The sequence below is a fragment of the Proteus sp. STS61-E genome (assembly GCF_040932335.1).
GTDB lineage: Bacteria > Pseudomonadota > Gammaproteobacteria > Enterobacterales > Enterobacteriaceae > Proteus > Proteus mirabilis_B.
The window spans coordinates 114,558-131,915 of the sequence record NZ_JBFQGE010000002.1; the positions used below are offsets into that span (position 1 = coordinate 114,558).

The 17,358-nt window shown below is 36.7% G+C and carries 18 protein-coding genes and 1 tRNA gene; 12 read left to right on the plus strand and 7 right to left on the minus strand.

Going from position 1 to position 17,358, the window contains the following annotated elements; genetic code table 11:
- Positions 1-144: 144 nt before the first annotated feature.
- From AB4J89_RS06270 to yeiP, 3 genes are all read left to right on the plus strand, one after another.
- Entirely contained in the window at positions 145-561 is a 417-nt protein-coding gene (locus AB4J89_RS06270; protein ID WP_368468569.1) for an NUDIX domain-containing protein, read from the plus strand.
- Positions 562-851: 290 nt separating this feature from the next.
- Positions 852-2,093: a tryptophan permease gene (gene mtr / locus AB4J89_RS06275; protein WP_194952217.1), complete on the plus strand. Its 1,242-nt coding sequence runs from the start codon at positions 852-854 to the stop codon at positions 2,091-2,093.
- Positions 2,094-2,254: 161 nt separating this feature from the next.
- A complete protein-coding gene (gene yeiP, locus AB4J89_RS06280; RefSeq protein ID WP_088493223.1) occupies positions 2,255-2,827 on the plus strand; it encodes an elongation factor P-like protein YeiP in 573 nt (190 codons plus the stop codon).
- A 140-nt stretch (positions 2,828-2,967) separates the two neighbouring features.
- On the opposite strand, the gene AB4J89_RS06285 is transcribed toward yeiP, so the two are convergent.
- The gene (locus AB4J89_RS06285; protein WP_088493224.1) at positions 2,968-3,297 is read right to left on the minus strand and encodes a hypothetical protein; all 330 of its coding nucleotides are present in this window, start codon (positions 3,295-3,297) and stop codon (positions 2,968-2,970) included.
- Positions 3,298-3,563: 266 nt separating this feature from the next.
- Positions 3,564-3,875, minus strand: a complete 312-nt coding sequence (locus AB4J89_RS06290; protein ID WP_311755197.1) for a hypothetical protein — start codon at positions 3,873-3,875, stop codon at positions 3,564-3,566.
- A gap of 346 nt (positions 3,876-4,221) precedes the next feature.
- Between AB4J89_RS06290 and AB4J89_RS06295 the strand changes: the two genes are divergently transcribed.
- Positions 4,222-4,929 (plus strand): phosphatase PAP2 family protein, encoded by a 708-nt coding sequence (locus AB4J89_RS06295; RefSeq protein ID WP_102949382.1) that lies wholly within the window; start codon positions 4,222-4,224, stop codon positions 4,927-4,929.
- 354 nt (positions 4,930-5,283) lie between these two features.
- The gene (mepS, locus tag AB4J89_RS06300; protein WP_088493226.1) at positions 5,284-5,898 is read left to right on the plus strand and encodes a bifunctional murein DD-endopeptidase/murein LD-carboxypeptidase; all 615 of its coding nucleotides are present in this window, start codon (positions 5,284-5,286) and stop codon (positions 5,896-5,898) included.
- Between the two features lie 129 nt (positions 5,899-6,027).
- Here mepS and AB4J89_RS06305 read toward each other — a convergent pair whose 3' ends face one another.
- From AB4J89_RS06305 to rsuA, 3 genes are all read right to left on the minus strand, one after another.
- A complete protein-coding gene (locus tag AB4J89_RS06305) occupies positions 6,028-6,375 on the minus strand; it encodes a YejG family protein (RefSeq protein ID WP_072062745.1) in 348 nt (115 codons plus the stop codon).
- 520 nt (positions 6,376-6,895) lie between these two features.
- Positions 6,896-8,080 (minus strand): Bcr/CflA family multidrug efflux MFS transporter, encoded by a 1,185-nt coding sequence (locus AB4J89_RS06310; protein WP_228766740.1) that lies wholly within the window; start codon positions 8,078-8,080, stop codon positions 6,896-6,898.
- A 37-nt stretch (positions 8,081-8,117) separates the two neighbouring features.
- A complete protein-coding gene (rsuA, locus tag AB4J89_RS06315) occupies positions 8,118-8,822 on the minus strand; it encodes a 16S rRNA pseudouridine(516) synthase RsuA (protein WP_088493228.1) in 705 nt (234 codons plus the stop codon).
- Positions 8,823-9,003: 181 nt separating this feature from the next.
- Here rsuA and AB4J89_RS06320 point away from each other — a divergent pair, with 181 nt between their 5' ends.
- Both AB4J89_RS06320 and rplY read left to right on the plus strand, forming a co-directional pair.
- The gene (locus tag AB4J89_RS06320; RefSeq protein ID WP_368468574.1) at positions 9,004-10,767 is read left to right on the plus strand and encodes a DEAD/DEAH box helicase; all 1,764 of its coding nucleotides are present in this window, start codon (positions 9,004-9,006) and stop codon (positions 10,765-10,767) included.
- A gap of 144 nt (positions 10,768-10,911) precedes the next feature.
- Positions 10,912-11,196, plus strand: a complete 285-nt coding sequence (rplY, locus tag AB4J89_RS06325; protein WP_006537318.1) for a 50S ribosomal protein L25 — start codon at positions 10,912-10,914, stop codon at positions 11,194-11,196.
- Between the two features lie 83 nt (positions 11,197-11,279).
- On the opposite strand, the gene yejK is transcribed toward rplY, so the two are convergent.
- Complete coding sequence (gene yejK, locus AB4J89_RS06330; RefSeq protein WP_088493229.1) at positions 11,280-12,284, minus strand: nucleoid-associated protein YejK; 1,005 nt, start codon at positions 12,282-12,284, stop codon at positions 11,280-11,282.
- Positions 12,285-12,439: 155 nt separating this feature from the next.
- Between yejK and AB4J89_RS06335 the strand changes: the two genes are divergently transcribed.
- The 5 genes from AB4J89_RS06335 to AB4J89_RS06355 all read left to right on the plus strand — a co-directional run bounded on the left by AB4J89_RS06335 (position 12,440) and on the right by AB4J89_RS06355 (position 15,753).
- On the plus strand, positions 12,440-12,667 hold the full coding sequence (locus tag AB4J89_RS06335; RefSeq protein ID WP_088493230.1) for a YejL family protein: 228 nt from the start codon (positions 12,440-12,442) through the stop codon (positions 12,665-12,667).
- A 26-nt stretch (positions 12,668-12,693) separates the two neighbouring features.
- Positions 12,694-14,430: an LPS biosynthesis-modulating metalloenzyme YejM gene (yejM, locus tag AB4J89_RS06340; RefSeq protein ID WP_368468577.1), complete on the plus strand. Its 1,737-nt coding sequence runs from the start codon at positions 12,694-12,696 to the stop codon at positions 14,428-14,430.
- Between the two features lie 86 nt (positions 14,431-14,516).
- Positions 14,517-14,593: transfer RNA gene (locus AB4J89_RS06345), tRNA-Pro, on the plus strand.
- Positions 14,594-14,819: 226 nt separating this feature from the next.
- Positions 14,820-15,095: a hypothetical protein gene (locus AB4J89_RS06350; protein ID WP_368468579.1), complete on the plus strand. Its 276-nt coding sequence runs from the start codon at positions 14,820-14,822 to the stop codon at positions 15,093-15,095.
- Between the two features lie 103 nt (positions 15,096-15,198).
- Positions 15,199-15,753 (plus strand): PH domain-containing protein, encoded by a 555-nt coding sequence (locus AB4J89_RS06355; RefSeq protein ID WP_109420252.1) that lies wholly within the window; start codon positions 15,199-15,201, stop codon positions 15,751-15,753.
- 65 nt (positions 15,754-15,818) lie between these two features.
- Here the strand turns inward: AB4J89_RS06355 and AB4J89_RS06360 are convergent, their stop codons facing one another.
- Positions 15,819-17,354 carry a hypothetical protein gene (locus AB4J89_RS06360; RefSeq protein WP_368468581.1) on the minus strand — a complete coding sequence of 512 codons (1,536 nt, stop codon included), beginning with the start codon at positions 17,352-17,354 and terminating at the stop codon, positions 15,819-15,821.
- Positions 17,355-17,358: the final 4 nt, after the last annotated feature.

Consider the following 17,358-nt stretch of genomic DNA (forward strand, 5'->3'; position numbering starts at 1 on the left):
ATAGCATCAATTAACCTTTTATTCAGTGAAATTGATTTTTTTCTCCTTGCACTCGATCCCTCCACAAAGGAGAATATTGCCCGTAAAAACGACTTATTTTATACATTAACTATAACTATATAAAAAAGAAAAAAGGAGTCTCAAATGTCAGTCGTAGTCGGTGTTGGCGTAATTATCACTAATGAAAATGGTGAAATATTATTAGGAAAACGTTGTGGCAAACATGCCCCTTATTGGTCAATTTTTGGTGGACATGTTGATGAAGGGGAAACTTTTGAGCAATGTGCTATTCGTGAAATAGAAGAAGAAATTGGTATTGCGATCACTGCGCCACAAGTGATTGGTATTAGCAATAATCTAGAAACTTACCAATTAGAAGGTAAACACACTGTCTCTATTTGTATGATCGCACAACACCAAGGTGACGAGCCGAAATTGATGGAACCAGATAAATGTTCTGAAATCCGTTGGTGTTCTCCAGATGATTTACCTGAACCGCACTTTGAAGCCAGCCGTAATTCCATTGCATTATGGAAAAGTAAGCAGTTTTATCAAGGTTAATTAAAAACACCTTATCACTTTCATTATTCTGGATATTTTTTGTTCAGAATAATGTTCGGATTATCTATTTCTGCGTGAATTTTCACTTATTTACTACTGTATTTCTTTATCATTTCTAATAATCATCATACTAATCTATTGATTTATATACCCCACTCTTTCTACTGTATTATTTTTACTCACTTTTTCCTTTTATAAAGCACAATAACCTCTATTTACACCTTTATAGCAAACGTGTATTCTTTACACCATCAAGCTAGTACATTGAGTCAATTTTATAAGGACATCTTATGTCAGAAGTCACATCAATAACAAAGCGCCCATCCATACTTGGTGGTGCAATGATCATTGCAGGTACCGCAGTCGGTGCTGGCATGTTTTCCATCCCTATTGTGACTTCCGGTGTCTGGTTTACCGGTTCTATTTTTCTTCTGATCTACACTTGGTTTTGTTTATTTATGTCTGGGTTAATGATCTTAGAAGTCAACCTTCATTATCCTTTAGGCTCAAGCTTTCATACCATTACCAAAGACTTATTAGGGAAAGGCTGGAGTACTATTAATGGACTATCGATTGCGTTTGTTCTTTATATTCTAACTTACGCTTATATTTCTGCGGGTAGCTCCATTATTGTGCAGAACTTTGCAGAGGTGGTCAGCGTACCACAAGCTATTGCAGGTTTAGTCTTTGCATTAATTGTTGCTTTCTTTGTTTGGTTATCAACACGTGCAGTGGATAGATTAAGCACCATTTTAATTGGCGGTATGGTAATTGCTTTTGTGTTAGCTATTGGTGGCTTATTTACAGAAGTAAAAATGCCTGTGTTATTTAACACCAATGAAAGTAATGCAAGTTATTTACCTTATGCTTTAGCCGCATTACCTTATTTACTGACCTCGTTTGGTTATCACGGCAATATTCCGGGTTTAGTAACGTATTATCGTAAAGATGGCAAAGCTGTTATGAAAAGCTTGCTTATTGGTACATTGATTTCACTGGCAATTTATATTTTATGGCAGTTTGTTGTACAAGGTAATATTCCTCGTGAAGGTTTCAAGCAAGTGATTGCTGATGGTGGGAATATTGGTAACTTATTAGCACAAATGCGTTCAACAACCGCCAATGCCACTGTATCAATGTTATTAGACTTATTCTCTTATATGGCATTAGCAAGTTCATTCTTAGGCGTGTCATTAGGATTATTCGATTACTTAGCGGACTTCTTTAAGTTTTCGAATACAGGAAGCGGTCGATTTAAATCTGCATTAGTCACATTTATACCACCGACTATTTTAGCAATTATTTTCCCTGATGGTTTCTTATATGCCATTGGTTTTGCAGGGCTTGCAGCAACAATTTGGGCTGCGATTATTCCCGCATTAATGGCTAAAGCAAGTCGTGAGCGTAATCAAAGCCAGAGCTTTAAAGCTCCCGGCGGTATGTTCATGATTGGTTTCGTGATTTTATTTGGTGTTATTAATGCCAGCGCACATATTTTAGCAAACTTTAATCTTCTTCCTATCTACCGTTAATTTCATTTCTAAACACTAATATCTAAAGCCAGCCCATACTTGAGCTGGCTTTGTTTTTTCCTCAAATCTTATAAAAAAATGTGCGAATAACTTGCCAAGTTTCTGCACTGCGAGTAATTTTGTCGCCATTATCGTCAATGTTATTTAATGGAAGGTTTTATATGGCAAAAGCCAATGAAATTAAACGTGGTATGGCTGTTAGTTATAACAACAAATTATTACTGGTAAAAGATATCGACATCCAAGCACCAAGTGCTCGTGGTGCAAGTACGCTGTACAAAATGCGTTTTACTGATATCCGTACAGGCCAAAAAGTAGAAGAGCGTTTTAAAGGCGATGATATGATTGATACTATCAGCTTAACGCGCCGTGCTGTTAGCTTTTCTTACATTGATGGTGATGAATATATCTTTATGGATAATGAAGATTACACACCATATACCTTCAAAAAAGATCAAATTGAAGATGAATTGCTGTTTATTCCTGAGGAAGGCTTAGCGGGAATGCAAGTATTAACAATGGATGGTCAGGTGTTAGCATTAGAACTGCCACAAACTGTTGATATGGAAATTGTTGAAACTGTTCCAGGTATTAAAGGCGCATCTGCAAGTGCTCGTACTAAACCTGCGACATTACCAACAGGGTTAGTTATTCAGGTTCCTGAATACCTTTCTACTGGCGATAAAGTTCGTATTCATATTGCTGAACGTCGCTATATGGGCCGTGCTGACTAATCAACAGTCAAAAACCCTACTCATTAGCGCATAGCTAATGTTGCTTTAAATAGGTCAGATAATCGTAAGAAACCCAATGTGACAAACGATTATTTGACTTGTTTATCTTTGCTACCTACCTCTGTCTACTCACAGACGCCTTAAAAATATTGAACGTCAATAACACCATTTTTTTGGGTATTATCCATCCAACGGATCTCAGCCTTGCCCATATCTTGAGGCAAAATAATAGTTTGTTGGGATTTATCAAAAGATGCAGGAATGATGGGTTGAGTAGATGTAAACACTTTGTTGTGTTTGTAACATTGGTATTCAGCTTTATCAAATGTGAAATTCATCTCACATGCAGGATCAACAATCGCACCCCGCAGATAAATCTGCCCTGTTGTTTGCATGGGATCAGACGCCCAAGCCAATGATATCGAACTGGAAACGAGAAGACTGCATACTACGGTCAGATATTTTCTCATAACGACCTCACTTCTTGTTTGCGCTAGCAGGTATGGGGATCACACCTACCCGACATATTTTCATCATAGCAATAAAATATGACATTTATATAGACATAAGAAGAATATTTGATGTCTATCAAATATAAGTGTTCGATGTTTATAAATAAGAAATCAACGTTGATTAAACTTAAGTCAAATATTTTTAACTTTAATAACAGTTTTCTGAAAGTATTAAAATTTTATTTAATTAATACAATTATTGTTATTATTAGATCTATGGGAAATTAATTATAAACAATGTTCATTACAGCTAAATCGTCATTAATCCATTTAATATCCATAGAACCTTTGTTGTTAATCAATTTAGAGCTAAAGTGCTTATTTCTTTCTAACTGATATTGAGATTCCTGCATTTCACTGCCGTTCCAACAGCTTGTTTTAAAAGTATTTTTCTCTGTATCCATTAGACAATTGCCCTCAACAATTGCACCAACAAAAGTTATAGTTCCGGAGCCGATGACTTTATTTTCCTTAGCAAAAGTAGGCGTACTTAATAACAAAGTCAGACACGTAGCTGCAACATAAAACTTATTCAAAACTAATCTCCTCTGATTATTGGGTGTGTGAATTCCACAAGCCAATATGTTATTAAAGTCATAACTAATATCGGCTTGTTACTTTATTTATTTAACTTTTATCTTTAATTAAAGAATAGAAAAAAATTATATAATACTCAAATTACGAGTATCAAGAAAAAATATTCTAAATTTAAGTTAAGTAGGAATGAAAAAATCCAACAGAAATGAAACTAATGTATAACATTTACATAGGCAGCAAATTGCAAAGATCTATTTTTTTATTTTGGTTATAGTCCTATAATCAAACTTAAACTTATTGTGATCTAGATCACCAAATACACGCAAAATTTGTCATTTTATTACTATGAAACTTTCTAATTTTCACCAAAAAGCACTGGCTATTTTTCTATTTAATCTTGCAGGTCTGATTATTTTTTTCTCTTGGTATCTTCCAGCACAACATGGATTTTGGCTATCAATAGATACTCATATTTTTTATTTTTTTAATCAGTACATTTTACCTGACACTTTTTTTGCAACTTTTGTGGCTTATATTAATAATAGAAAGTTTGACTTGGTTATTTTGTTGGCAATGGGTGCGTTGTACTACAATACATTCCGTAAAAAAGATTATATGGGTAAACGCCATCTTATAATTGTGGGATTAGTGATGGTAATAAGTGCTGTGCTCATCAATCAAATTGGACAAAATATCCCAATTGAAAGACCAAGCCCGACACTTCATTTTCAAGATGTACATAGAGTGGGCATAGTGACAGGTATTCCTACAAAGGATGCCTCTGGCGATAGCTTCCCGGGTGATCATGGTTTAATGCTACTTATCTTCTGTAGCTTTATATTGCGGTATCTTTCGTTCCGTTCTTTCTTATGTGCTCTTCTTATTACAGTCGTATTTTCATTACCAAGAGTTATGGCTGGCGCGCACTGGGCATCAGATATCTTAGTGGGTTCTATTTCTTTAACTTTAATTACGACGAGTTGGTTATTAATTACACCATTATCAGATATAATTGTCAGACAATTAGAAAAATATCTTCCTTTTAAAAAATAAAGCACATCTAATTAATTAAAAAAGAATGAGTGTAATATGCACTTATTCTTTTGGTCATTTTTTTGACAGTTAAATGATATTATTATGACAAAATGAGATCTATTTTAAGTATTAGCACTTTATTATCTAATGTTTTGTAAATTAAACTTCTTTTCTCTCGCCATTTAGTCCCTATTTCTGTACACTTTTCTGGTTTCCTCATTATTTATTGTTTAATGTGGATATTTACGTGCTTTAGAGCACGTTTTTCGCGAAATAAGGTTGCCAGAGTTAAATTACACTATATTCTCTGGTTATTTGGTGAATAATTCATGTGCGCTTCTGCACGTAAGGATGTAAGGGAAATCTGTCACAATGAGAACAAAACCGTATATGAGAATGCTTAAGCTCATACCGGCGTTCATTGTTGTAGCTACGCTATCGGCATGTAGCTCTCAGAACGCAAATTCACGCTTAGCGAATTCAAGCACTACCCCACTTAATACATCATCAAGCACATCTATTTCCCAAGCATCACAAGATGAATTTGAATCATTGGTGAAGAATCTCGATATAAAATCTAAGATACTTGACCAATATGCAGACTGGAAAGGCGTCGCTTATCGTTTAGGCGGAGACACTAAAAAAGGCATCGATTGTTCTGCCTTTGTTCAAAGAACTTTCCTTGATCAATTCGGTGTAGAACTCCCTCGCTCAACCTCAGACCAACAGTTCTCCGGTACTCAGGTTAATAAATCAAAATTACAAGCAGGCGATCTCGTTCTATTCAAAACAGGCCGTACTATGCGCCATGTTGGAATTTACATCGGTAATGATAAATTTGTACATGCATCCACCAGCAATGGTGTAACTGTGTCAGAAATGTCTAATATCTACTGGAATAAACGTTTTTATGCAGCAAGACGTGTTATAGAGAATAATGATGCGGCACTTGTTGAAAACAACCTTTCTCAAAATGTATTAAGATAATTAATTCCCTTATATCTTATTGCAATAAAAAAGCCTCATTAAATAAACAGATAATGAGGCTTTTTTTATATTCTTGATAATGCTTAAAACACATAGTGGCTACGTTGGTTTTATAACATTAGATAGGTGTTATAAATAAGAATATGCCGTTGGAAATGGCTCAGCAATAGCGACACCCGCGTTTTTTAAGCAACATAATGCTGCACATTCATCGTCGCTATGAAGGAAAAGACAAGGAGCGCCATCCCATTCAATCACAACGCTATCAATATGGAGATTACTCAGATACTGACGCAAATTCTGTATTGCTTCATCCAGTGTCATACCATCATGACTTAGCAATTTTAAGCCAATCAGCGTATTTTGCTTTCCAGCATCATTCTCAGGCAGTATTTCTACTCTTGTGCCTGCAAAGCCTGCTAGCCACCGATAACTCAGCGGCAGCTTATGAACTACCGAAAGTTGTACATTATCCACAAATCAATCCTGTTTCATCAACACGTTAATTTAATACATCATCAATACGAGTTTGAACTGACTTGCTCACACGCATATTAGAACTTTGTTAATTATAGAACATGATTATTACAATTATTTTACAAAAAAAGCGAAGAAACGTATCAAGCCATTCATTTAGCTTAGTGTTTGCAGGTATTCATGTCTGCAATGCTTAATCTCTTCAATTATTCTTTCATTTATTTAACATTTTATCAACCATATAAAATAATTGTATAAAATATTACGCATCCAAGTAAAACAATCCATCAATTTTTATCACGATACTTCATATCAACAAAACAATAATAGATGATTATTAAAATAAATTTTACTTAATTTAACAAAATAACAACATCAGGTATTGATTCAAATCAAATAATCACACTAATTTGAAACGATTCATGAAATATAACAGAGGAAAATGTGGTGTTTTTAGAGGAAACAGAGGCAGAAAAAGAGAGGCACGCTATAAATTTCTGTTATTTATAGCGTGATATTCTTATTTATAACGACGTGCAAGCAAGATAAAACCCATAGCAAACAGTACACAGAATGCCATAGAGCTTACCATTGGCCATTCTGATTTTGCTGGTAACATAGCAATAGCTGTTCCAACTAAAGCACCAACACCAAAACGCACTGTTCCAGCAAGAGAAGAAACCGTCCCTGCCATATGTGGATAATCATCAAGAATAACAGCCATCGCATTCGATGTGATCATCGCAATACCGCCCACATACATTGCTACACCCACAACAAGGAAATAGAAATGTAAGTTAAGAGCGACCACCAGTAAGAGGAAGATCCCCATAACACATTGAATAGTTAAGCCTAGGCGCAACATCTTCAACGCACCAAATCGACGAACATACCGCCCATTAATGCTTGTCATCACAATTAAGAAGATGATATTAAAGCCAAAATATAATCCAAATTGATCAAATGGAATACCATGTAATTCGATGTAAACAAAAGGACCAGCACTAAGGAATGAAAACATACCAGCAAAAGAAAAACCTGAAGCCAAAATATAACAAAGAACACGACGTGTTCTAAACAGACTAATAAATTGGCTAAATGTCACTCTTAAACTAAAACGTTGACGACGCTCTTTTGGTAATGTTTCTGGAATATAAAAAGCAATTAAAGCAGATGCAATCACAGCAGCTATCGCAATACTCCAGAAAATGGCATGCCATGAAAACCAGTTCATCACCCAAGCACCTAATAATGGCGCTAATAAAGGTGCGATAGTCATAACAAGTGCAACAAAAGACATACTTCTAGAGAAATCATCTCTAGAGAACATATCTCTCATCAATGCATTAATCACAACACTTGCCGCAGCTGCCGCAAAGCCATGTAAAAAACGCATTCCAATTAGCATATCTATTGATTCAGATAATGCACATGCACTAGAGGCAAAAGCAAAAACAATTACGCCGCCCAAAATGACAGGCTTACGTCCCAAGCTATCAGCCATAGGACCATAGACTAATTGACCAATAGCAAAGCCAAAAATATAGATACTTAATGTCATTTGCACTTTGCCACTAGGCACACCAAAATCTTGCGCTATAGTGGGTAAACTTGGCAAATACATATCTATAGCCAATGGCATAAGCATGGAAATAAGTCCCAATATTAAAATGAGACTAAGGTACGACGAACGTTGCTGTTGCACGCAGATAAACTCCCAAAAACGACAGGATAAATAATAATTATTGAGGTAGGTGAATGCTGTTGATCTCTTCTTCTGTTAATGGACGATATTCGCCCTCAGCTAAAGTCTCATCTAATGTGATATCCCCAATACGCTCACGATGTAAAGCACTTACATGATTACCCACTGCTGCAAACATACGTTTTACTTGGTGGTATTTACCTTCACTAATAGTGAGCTTGACTTCTGTAGGTGTAATAATTTCTAACGTAGCAGGTTTGGTTAGATCTTTTTCACCGTTAAGTTGAACACCTTTTTGGAATTGTTCAGCGACACCTTCTACAATCGGCTCTTCGAGTGTGACCAGGTAGGTTTTCTCACAGTGATGTTTTGGTGCCGTAATGCGGTGTGACCATTGACCATTATCCGTTAATAAAACAAGCCCTGTTGTATCAATATCTAAACGCCCTGCAGCATGTAATTTATGTGCCAAAGGTTCATCAATAAAATAGAGGATAGTTGGATTAACAGGATCGTCTGTTGAACATACATAGCCGATTGGCTTATTCAACATAAAGTAACGAGGTCCCAAAATTTGAGTTAAAACATTACCGTCATAAGCTACTTCTTGCTCTGGTGCAATTTTGGTTGAACCGCTTTTCACCATTTCGCCATCAATTGTTACAAGCCCTGCTCTTAATTCACGAAGGATCAAGCTACGGCTAATACCCAATTGCTGGGATAAAAATTTATCTAATCGCATGAATTTCTCTGAAAAATGGAAGAATACCATCTGATATGAGGTATCTATTAAAAATGAATATTAACAATAAAACAACTAATTAATTTATAAATAAACTATCACGCTCTTTACTCCTCCCGTATTCGCGCTACCTATAAAAAAATGTTACGCTGACGCCCCGTTTGATTTCTTATGTAGAGTTATGGCTTTTACACTCAGACCTTATCAACTTGACGCTGTTAACGCGACAATCTCTTATTTTCGCCAACACAATACACCTGCGGTGATTGTATTACCTACTGGCGCAGGAAAAAGTTTAGTGATTGCTGAACTGGCTAAAAGAGCGCGCGGACGTGTCTTGGTTTTAGCACACGTAAAAGAATTAGTAGAACAGAACCATAGCAAATATGAGGCTTATGGTCTATCTGCGGATATTTTTGCTGCGGGCTTACAACAAAAAGAGAGTAGCGGAAAAGTTGTTTTTGGTAGTGTGCAATCTGTTGCCCGTAATTTATCGCAATTTAGTGATACTTTTTCTCTTCTTATTATTGATGAATGCCATCACATTAGTTTGTCTGAAGATAGCCAATATCAGCAAGTTATTAAACAATTACAATCCATTAATCCACAATTACGGATCTTAGGATTAACTGCAACACCTTATCGTTTACCTACGGGCTGGATTTATCAATATCATTATCACGGTATGATCAGAGGCGATGAAGATTGCTTTTTCCGTGATTGTATTTATGAATTGCCTTTACGCTATATGATAAGTAATCATTTTTTAGTTCCACCAACTCGCCTAGATATGCCTATTTTGCAATATGACTTTAGCCAAGTAAGAACAAGCCAAAATGGGATATTTAATGAAGAAGATCTAAACCGTGAAATAAAGAGACAAAAACGCATCACACCTCATATTGTTACTCAGATTATTGAATATGCACAAAATTGCCGAGGTGTAATGATATTTGCGGCAACGGTTGAACATGCAAAAGAGATCCTTTCTCTTTTACCACAGGATGAAGCAGCATTAGTCAGTGCTGATACTCCCTCTTCTGAACGTGACCATCTTATTTCTTGTTTTAAACAGCAACAATTACGTTATATGGTTAATGTTGCCGTACTAACAACAGGTTTTGATGCACCTCATGTTGATTTAATTGCTATCTTACGCCCCACTGAGTCTGTGAGTTTATACCAGCAAATTGTAGGACGAGGATTAAGATTATTTGCAGGAAAAACTGAATGCCTGATTTTAGATTATGCAGGTAATCCTCATGATCTCTATCTACCCGAAGTCGGTACTAAAAAACCCAATCCGAATAGTAAACCGGTACAAGTTTTCTGCCCTATTTGCCAATTTGCCAATACCTTTTGGGGCATTGTAGATGCTGATGGCGATATCATTGAACACTATGGTCGACGTTGCCAAGGTTGGGAGCTCAATGAACAAGGGCAAAAACAGCAGTGTGAATTTCGTTTCCGCTTTAAATTATGCCCACATTGTAATGAAGAAAATGATATTGCAGCACGTCGCTGTGTTCATTGTGATGAGATCTTGGTTGATCCTGATGATATGCTCAAGGCAGCATTAAAACTTAAAGGGGCATTAGTTCTGCGCTGTGGTGGGATGCAATTTAAATCAGGAAATGATGCTAAAGGTGAATGGTTAGAAATTAATTATTACGACGAAGAAGGCACTTCTGTCTCTGAACGTTTTCGACTAACAACACCTGCCCAACGAAAAGTATTTGAATTAAAATTTTTACGTGAACATCAACGCGCACCGGGTGTTCCTTTTGTTTGGCATAATGCCAACGACATTATTAAGCAATTTAATTTATTGCGTCATCCAGACTTTATTGTGGCTCATAAAGGCAAAAAAGAGAGCTTCTGGAAGATAAGAAATAAGATTTTTGACTACGCGGGACGCTACCGAAAAGCAGATACCTTGTATTAATCTGGATTTATATTTGCTGTTAGAGGACTTTTTCGTTAAAATGCGCCCCGCTTTATCTATTTTTAGATAAACCAAATCTCGAGCTTGTTGCTGGGTCGCCTGTAACAAGTATGTATTTTCTTTCTTTTTTATAAGAGAAAAAAGATGTTAACTATTAATGCAACTGTACGTAAAGAGCAGGGTAAGGGTGCGAGCCGCCGCCTGCGTGTGGCTAACCGTTTTCCTGCTATCGTTTATGGCGGAAATGAAGAGCCAATCGCTATCGATTTAGATCACAACGAAGTTATCAACCAAGAACACAAATCAGAATTCTATTCAGATTTCGTAAACCTGGTTATCGATGGCAAAGAAACTAAAGTTAAAGTTAAAGCAGTGCAACGTCACGAGTATAAGCCAAAAATTACTCATATCGACTTCCTGCGCGCTTAATAAGCCACCCTTCGAGCTTTATTTTTCGGGACGCCGAGCATGTAACGCCACTTAATGTGGCGTTATTTGTTTCTACTACTTAATTATTTTTCAGATGCTCTACGTTGTAGCTGATCACGTAAATTAGGTGGTGTGCCTTTAATGGTGAGCGTATCTGTTGCTGGGTCCCAGAATATTCTCTCCCCTAATAATTTCGCATCAAAATTCACAGTTAATCCACCACCGCTTCCTGAATACTTCATCAGTTGACGTAACGTACTGCGATCTGCTGGAAATGTTTCAGCTAATTCATAGCCTTTTTCTTCAGTAAATTGAGCAAAGTTTTGCTCGCCTAAAGATGGTAATTCTTCAGCAAGCTCTGTTAAGGCAATTTCTTCGCCAGATTGTAATTGCTCGTTACAGTAGCTATATACTTGCTCTCGACAAGTTTGACGCTCTTGTTTGCCCATTTCTGAAGCTTCACAGAAATCGTCAACTGCTTGTAACAAGCCTTTATTTTGAACTTTAGCGTTTAAACCTTCTTGTGCGCCTAAAAAGTCCATAAAGAAATCAGAGACTTTACGCCCAACTCGACCTTTTAAAAAAGTTAAATAACGTAAAGAGTCAGGTGCGGTTTCCCACTCAGTTAAATCGATACGAGCAATAATATCTGCATGAGGAATATCTAAATAGCGTGTTGATGACACATCAAGACTGTCGTTTACCCACATACTGTTACAACTACTCAGTACAGCAATTAAAAGGTAATCCACCGCTAAATAGCGATAATGACAAAATAGAACGGTGCCACCTTCTGCAAAAGGGTATTTTGCTAATTCATCTTTTAGTCTCACCGTTGCTGCTCGTGAAAAACCTAAAAAGTTCTCTTCACCTTTACGTTGTAAACGCAGCGCTTCTGCTAATTCACTTTCTTCATTAAACAGACCATAAGCTTTACTTTTTGCACTGTATACACGATGCAACTCTTCAATCATCTCCTGAACAACAGGTTCAATTTCTAAGAGTGAATCACGTAGCACAACTTCTAATGTCTGCTCATCTCGCTTAATAAGTTGATGCAAAACTAATTGGTTAATATCTAGACTCATGGTCGTCCTCTTCTATTGCGTCTCTTTCTCGTGCGCGTATTCAAACACTCCCTACTTTCAGTATCAAGGGAAAATTAATTAATTTAATAGCGGAAAAAGCCCTAGTAATACGGTAATATATAGCGTTTTATTCATTTAGTAGGAATTCAGATTTTATGCCACAAAAATCCCGTTATAGTGATGAACAAGTTGAGCAATTACTTGCAGAACTTGTCAGCGTTCTTGAAAAACATCATACTCCTACAGATCTTTCTTTGATGGTGTTGGGAAACATGGTGACAAACTTAATTAATACAAGTATTGCCCCTGCTCAACGAATGCTGATTGCTGATTCTTTTGTTCACGCACTGCGTGCTTCGATTGATGAAGGCAAAATTCACTAATAAACATAGAAAAATTATTTATAGACATGGTAACGAGACCTCAGTCCTATCGTGAAAAAGTATCCCAAATGATCAGTTGGGGTCACTGGTTTGCGCTATTTAATATTATTCTAAGCTTACTGCTTGGAAGCCGTTACCTGTTTATTTCTGATTGGCCTGCAACCTTTGCTGGTCGCTTTTACGCTATTGTGAGTTGGATGGGACATTTTAGTTTTATCGTCTTTGCTATCTATATACTCATCCTTTTCCCACTCACCTTTGTCGCTGTTTCTCAACGGCTACTTAGAGTTATTTCCTGTGCCCTTGCCAGTGCAGGATTAACTATCCTTATTTTTGATATCGCCGTTTACCAGCAATTTCAACTCCATTTGACTCAACTTGTTTGGGATCTCGTGATTAACCCAGATGAAGGTGAAATGGCGCGTGAATGGCAACTTATTTTCATTGGCATCCCCATTATCTTTCTGATTGAAATGCTTTTTGCAACATGGAGTTGGCAAAAATTACGCAGTTTAAACCGCCAACGCTGGGGTAAACCATTAGCAGGTGTCTTTATTACTTGCTTTATAGTATCTCACTCTATGTCAATTTGGGCTGACGCTAACTTTTATCGCCCAATCACCATGCAACGTGCTAATTTACCGTTATCCTACCCAATGACAGCGCGTAAATTCCTTGAGCGCCACGGTTTTATTAATCAATCAGAATATGAGCAACGTGTTATCAGTGAAGGTAATCCAGCTGCACAAGGTATCACCTATCCTCTTGCTCCATTAATCTATGCCAAGGATACCTATTCTTATAACTTGCTGGTGGTGGTCGTTGATGGTTTAGGTACTGAAGAAGTGCCTGAATTACCAAGCTTGCGACAATTTGCACAAAATAACCTTTATTTTTCGCGTCATTATTCATCCGGTATTAATAATGACACCGCATTATTTGGGCTATTTTATGGTATTTCACCTTCTTATTTAGACAGTGTATTAAGTAGCAGAAAGAACTCTGCTCTTTTCGATGCGTTAAGTTATCGAAACTATCAATTAGCCATGTTTTCAACGAATGGTTTCCAAACACCATTGTTTAAACAAGCTGTGCTATCAGATTTCACCCTCCCAACATCACGCAGTGGTGATAACAATGCCACTATTGATAGCTGGAGTAATTGGTTGGTTAAAAACAACCAAACAACCCCTTGGTTCTCTTTCTTACAAATTAATGGTCATACCAATAATGCAACTCAACGAGCCACATTAAATGATCAACTAGAGACAATATTTAAGACATTACAAGAAACCAAAGTACTAGATAATACTGTTGTGGTTGTCACTTCTAGCTATCATCAAGACAACAATAAGAAGCAAATTAATCAATGGCTTTCAGATAAGACCACCTTTAATTTAAGCCAGTCACAGGTGCCATTGATGATACATTGGCCAAATATGACGCCACAGGTTATTGATCGAATGACAAGCCATCAAGATGTTATGACAACCTTGATGCAGCATGTTTTACATGTCATTAGTCCTGCAGACAACTATTCACAAGGTGAAGATTTATTTGCAAGCACTCGTAATCATCCATGGATTTTCACAGGTGATGAAGAGGCATTTGTGGTCTTTTTACAAGATAATACCTTGTTGATAGATAAACATGGTCGATACGCTTTATTTGATAAATCAGGACAAGAGATCAGTTCTGCAAAACCTGATTTAAAATTATTACTGCAAGTGCTAGCTGAACAGAAGCGTTTTATTGAACGCTAACGCTATTAAGTGACGCACAAAATTGCGTCACTTAATTAGCAAAGGGTTGCTTTAGCAGTCAAAAACAGTAATATACAGGGCACAAACGGCATGTAGCGCAGCCTGGTAGCGCACCGTCATGGGGTGTCGGGGGTCGTAGGTTCAAATCCTATCATGCCGACCAAAATTCTTTAGAAAAACCAACCGCTTATGGTTGGTTTTTTTATGCCTGAAATTTGTGCGGGGTAAAATAGGGGTAAAACTGGGGTAAAACTACACTGGATTATCACTAAAAATTCCTCTCTTATCTCCGTATTTCCACATGCATAATTTTGCAATTTTAAACTTGCTATCCTACCCATTGCCCTATATAAACAACTGTATAAAAACACAGTTAAATAGGTGGTGCCATGATTAAACTCGAAATCAATAATGCTGAATATATTGCTCAGTTAGAAGAGGCTCGTTTATCTGCAGATAACCCTTATGGCTATTTGTTTATGGATATTATCTTTTCTGATCCAATGTTTGATGAGAGCACGTTTAAAATGAAAGATGTTAGACGGGAGCCAATGAGAATGTATATGACGGAGGATGTAGCAAGGGATTTATTTGAGAAATTGAAAACGCATTTCAATCATCAAAATATGGTACCGACATCAAAAAATATAAAGAATCTTATGTAGTTTTAGTTATTTGAAATCATCTTTCTCGCTTGTTACTAATGAGTTTGTTAGTATCTATTTTAATTAAATTTTCTTTAGTATATAGATAAAAAGAGAGATTATAATGGACTTAAAACAGTGCGATAAAAAACAATTAAAAGAAGAGTTTGACAGACTTACAGCATTAACAAGTTATAAATCAACAATGGGTGTTTTTGATATTTTCACTAGACTACCTGAATTATTAAATAATGGTGAAACTGTTTTATGTGTTAATAGCGGACTCGTAAAATCTAATATTTGGTTGATCATTCCTACAAACAAACGAGTTATTTTTCTACATAAAAAGAGTGGCCTTTTCCATAAAAAAATTGATTCATCTTCCGTAAATTATGATGCAATTACTTCAATTGATTCATCTTCTGGATTGGCTGGAGGCAAAATAAAAATAAATACTCCTGGTACTATTTATGAAGTTGGTACACTACAAAAAAATTCAGTACAGCCACTAGTTGATATTATCCTATCTACAAAAAATAACTCATCACAACAACCTTCTAATAATAGTGGTGGTGATGATCTGTTATCTAAATTAGAAAAATTGGGTAAATTAAAAGAAAGTGGTGTACTGACGGAAGAAGAGTTCAAAGAACAAAAAAGTAAATTACTTAATTTATAATTATCAATAACGGACACCGATAGAGTGTCCGTATAACATAAAACCCATACTAAATTTAATGGTTTTTAGTCTTGAATCCACACTTCAACTATTCCCCATGACGTATCGTCACAACGCAAAGTTTTTCCATCTGAAGATGTTACAACAAAAAGATGAAACTCTTTATACCAATTTATGACAATACCGACATTAATTTGATTTGGAACTTGTCCTCCACCTCCAAGATAACGATTTCCATTCCCTTTAATGTAAATCGTTTTTCCTCTCACATCTTCTGATACAGTGATTGAACCACCTGTTGACCAACTATTTCCAGACCATATTTTTCTAAAACTTTGTCCTGTCCCTTTTTTCTGATAACGCCCATCACTTTCCGCTTTTGTGTAACTACTTCCTGCTGTTGCATAATTCCCTTTAGGCTGATACTTGGTGTCAGTTTCTGTTTTTGAATAACTATAACCAGAGGCTTGATAACTGCCTTTAAGCTGATATTTACCGTCAGATTCTGCTTTAGTATATGAAGCACCAGCTAATGCATAATTACCAGCTGGTTGATAACTTCCTTTAGGCTGAAAAGCATCCGTAGAAGCTTTCTGACTCATAACATGAACCGTTGATGTTCCCGTTCCTTGAGCTATATTGCTCTTATCAAACTTATTATTAAGTCCGCTATTTAGTGCCGAATTTGTCGCATAATCACCTGACGGCTGATAATTACCCTTTACTTGATATCGACCATCACTTTCCGCTTTTGTGTAACTACTTCCAGCGGTTGCATAACTTCCCTTGGGTTGATATTTACCGTCAGATTCTGCTTTCGTATATGACGCGCCAGCTAACGCATAATTACCAGTTGGTTGATAACTTCCTTTAGGCTGAAAAGCATCCGTAGACGCTTTCTGGCTCATCACATGAACCGTTGATGTTCCTGTACTTTGAGTTACATTACTTTTATCAAATTTATTATTAAGTCCGCTATTTAGTGCCGAATTTGTCGCATAATCGCCTGACGGTTGGTAACTCCCTTTTGCTTGATAACGGCCATCACTTTCTGCTTTCGTATAGCTACTTCCTGCTGTCGCATAGTTACCTGCAGGGGCATAATTACCCTTTGGCTGATATTTGGTGTCGGTTTCTGCCTTTGAGTAGCTATAACCGGATGGTGTGTAATTGCCTAGTGGTTGAAAGCGTTTATCGGACTCCCCTTTTGAATATGCTCCCACATCGCTTGCCGTAGCATCCGCTTTTAACTCTGCCCATGCATTACCAGCAACCGGTTCGATATTGTTATTCTCAATCTTTGACTGCCAGACTTTATTTTTATGATACACAATAGCGCGTATCGCATATGGCTTACCGGCTTCAGCCCATTTTGGAAAACCAAAAGATTGAATTTCGCCAATTGCTTCTGTGATATCGTGAAATATCCCATTCATTTTTTCACGTTCGATATCTTTTGCAGCAGGGTCTGTGACTTGATCGCGTTCATAATCGTAACCATAGCCTTGTGTATAAGACACAGAGCCGTCTGGTTGGATTTCTACGGGTATAGAAGCCTTATCCCCTTGTGTTGCAAAGGGGATTTTAAAAATAGTTGTCATAGGA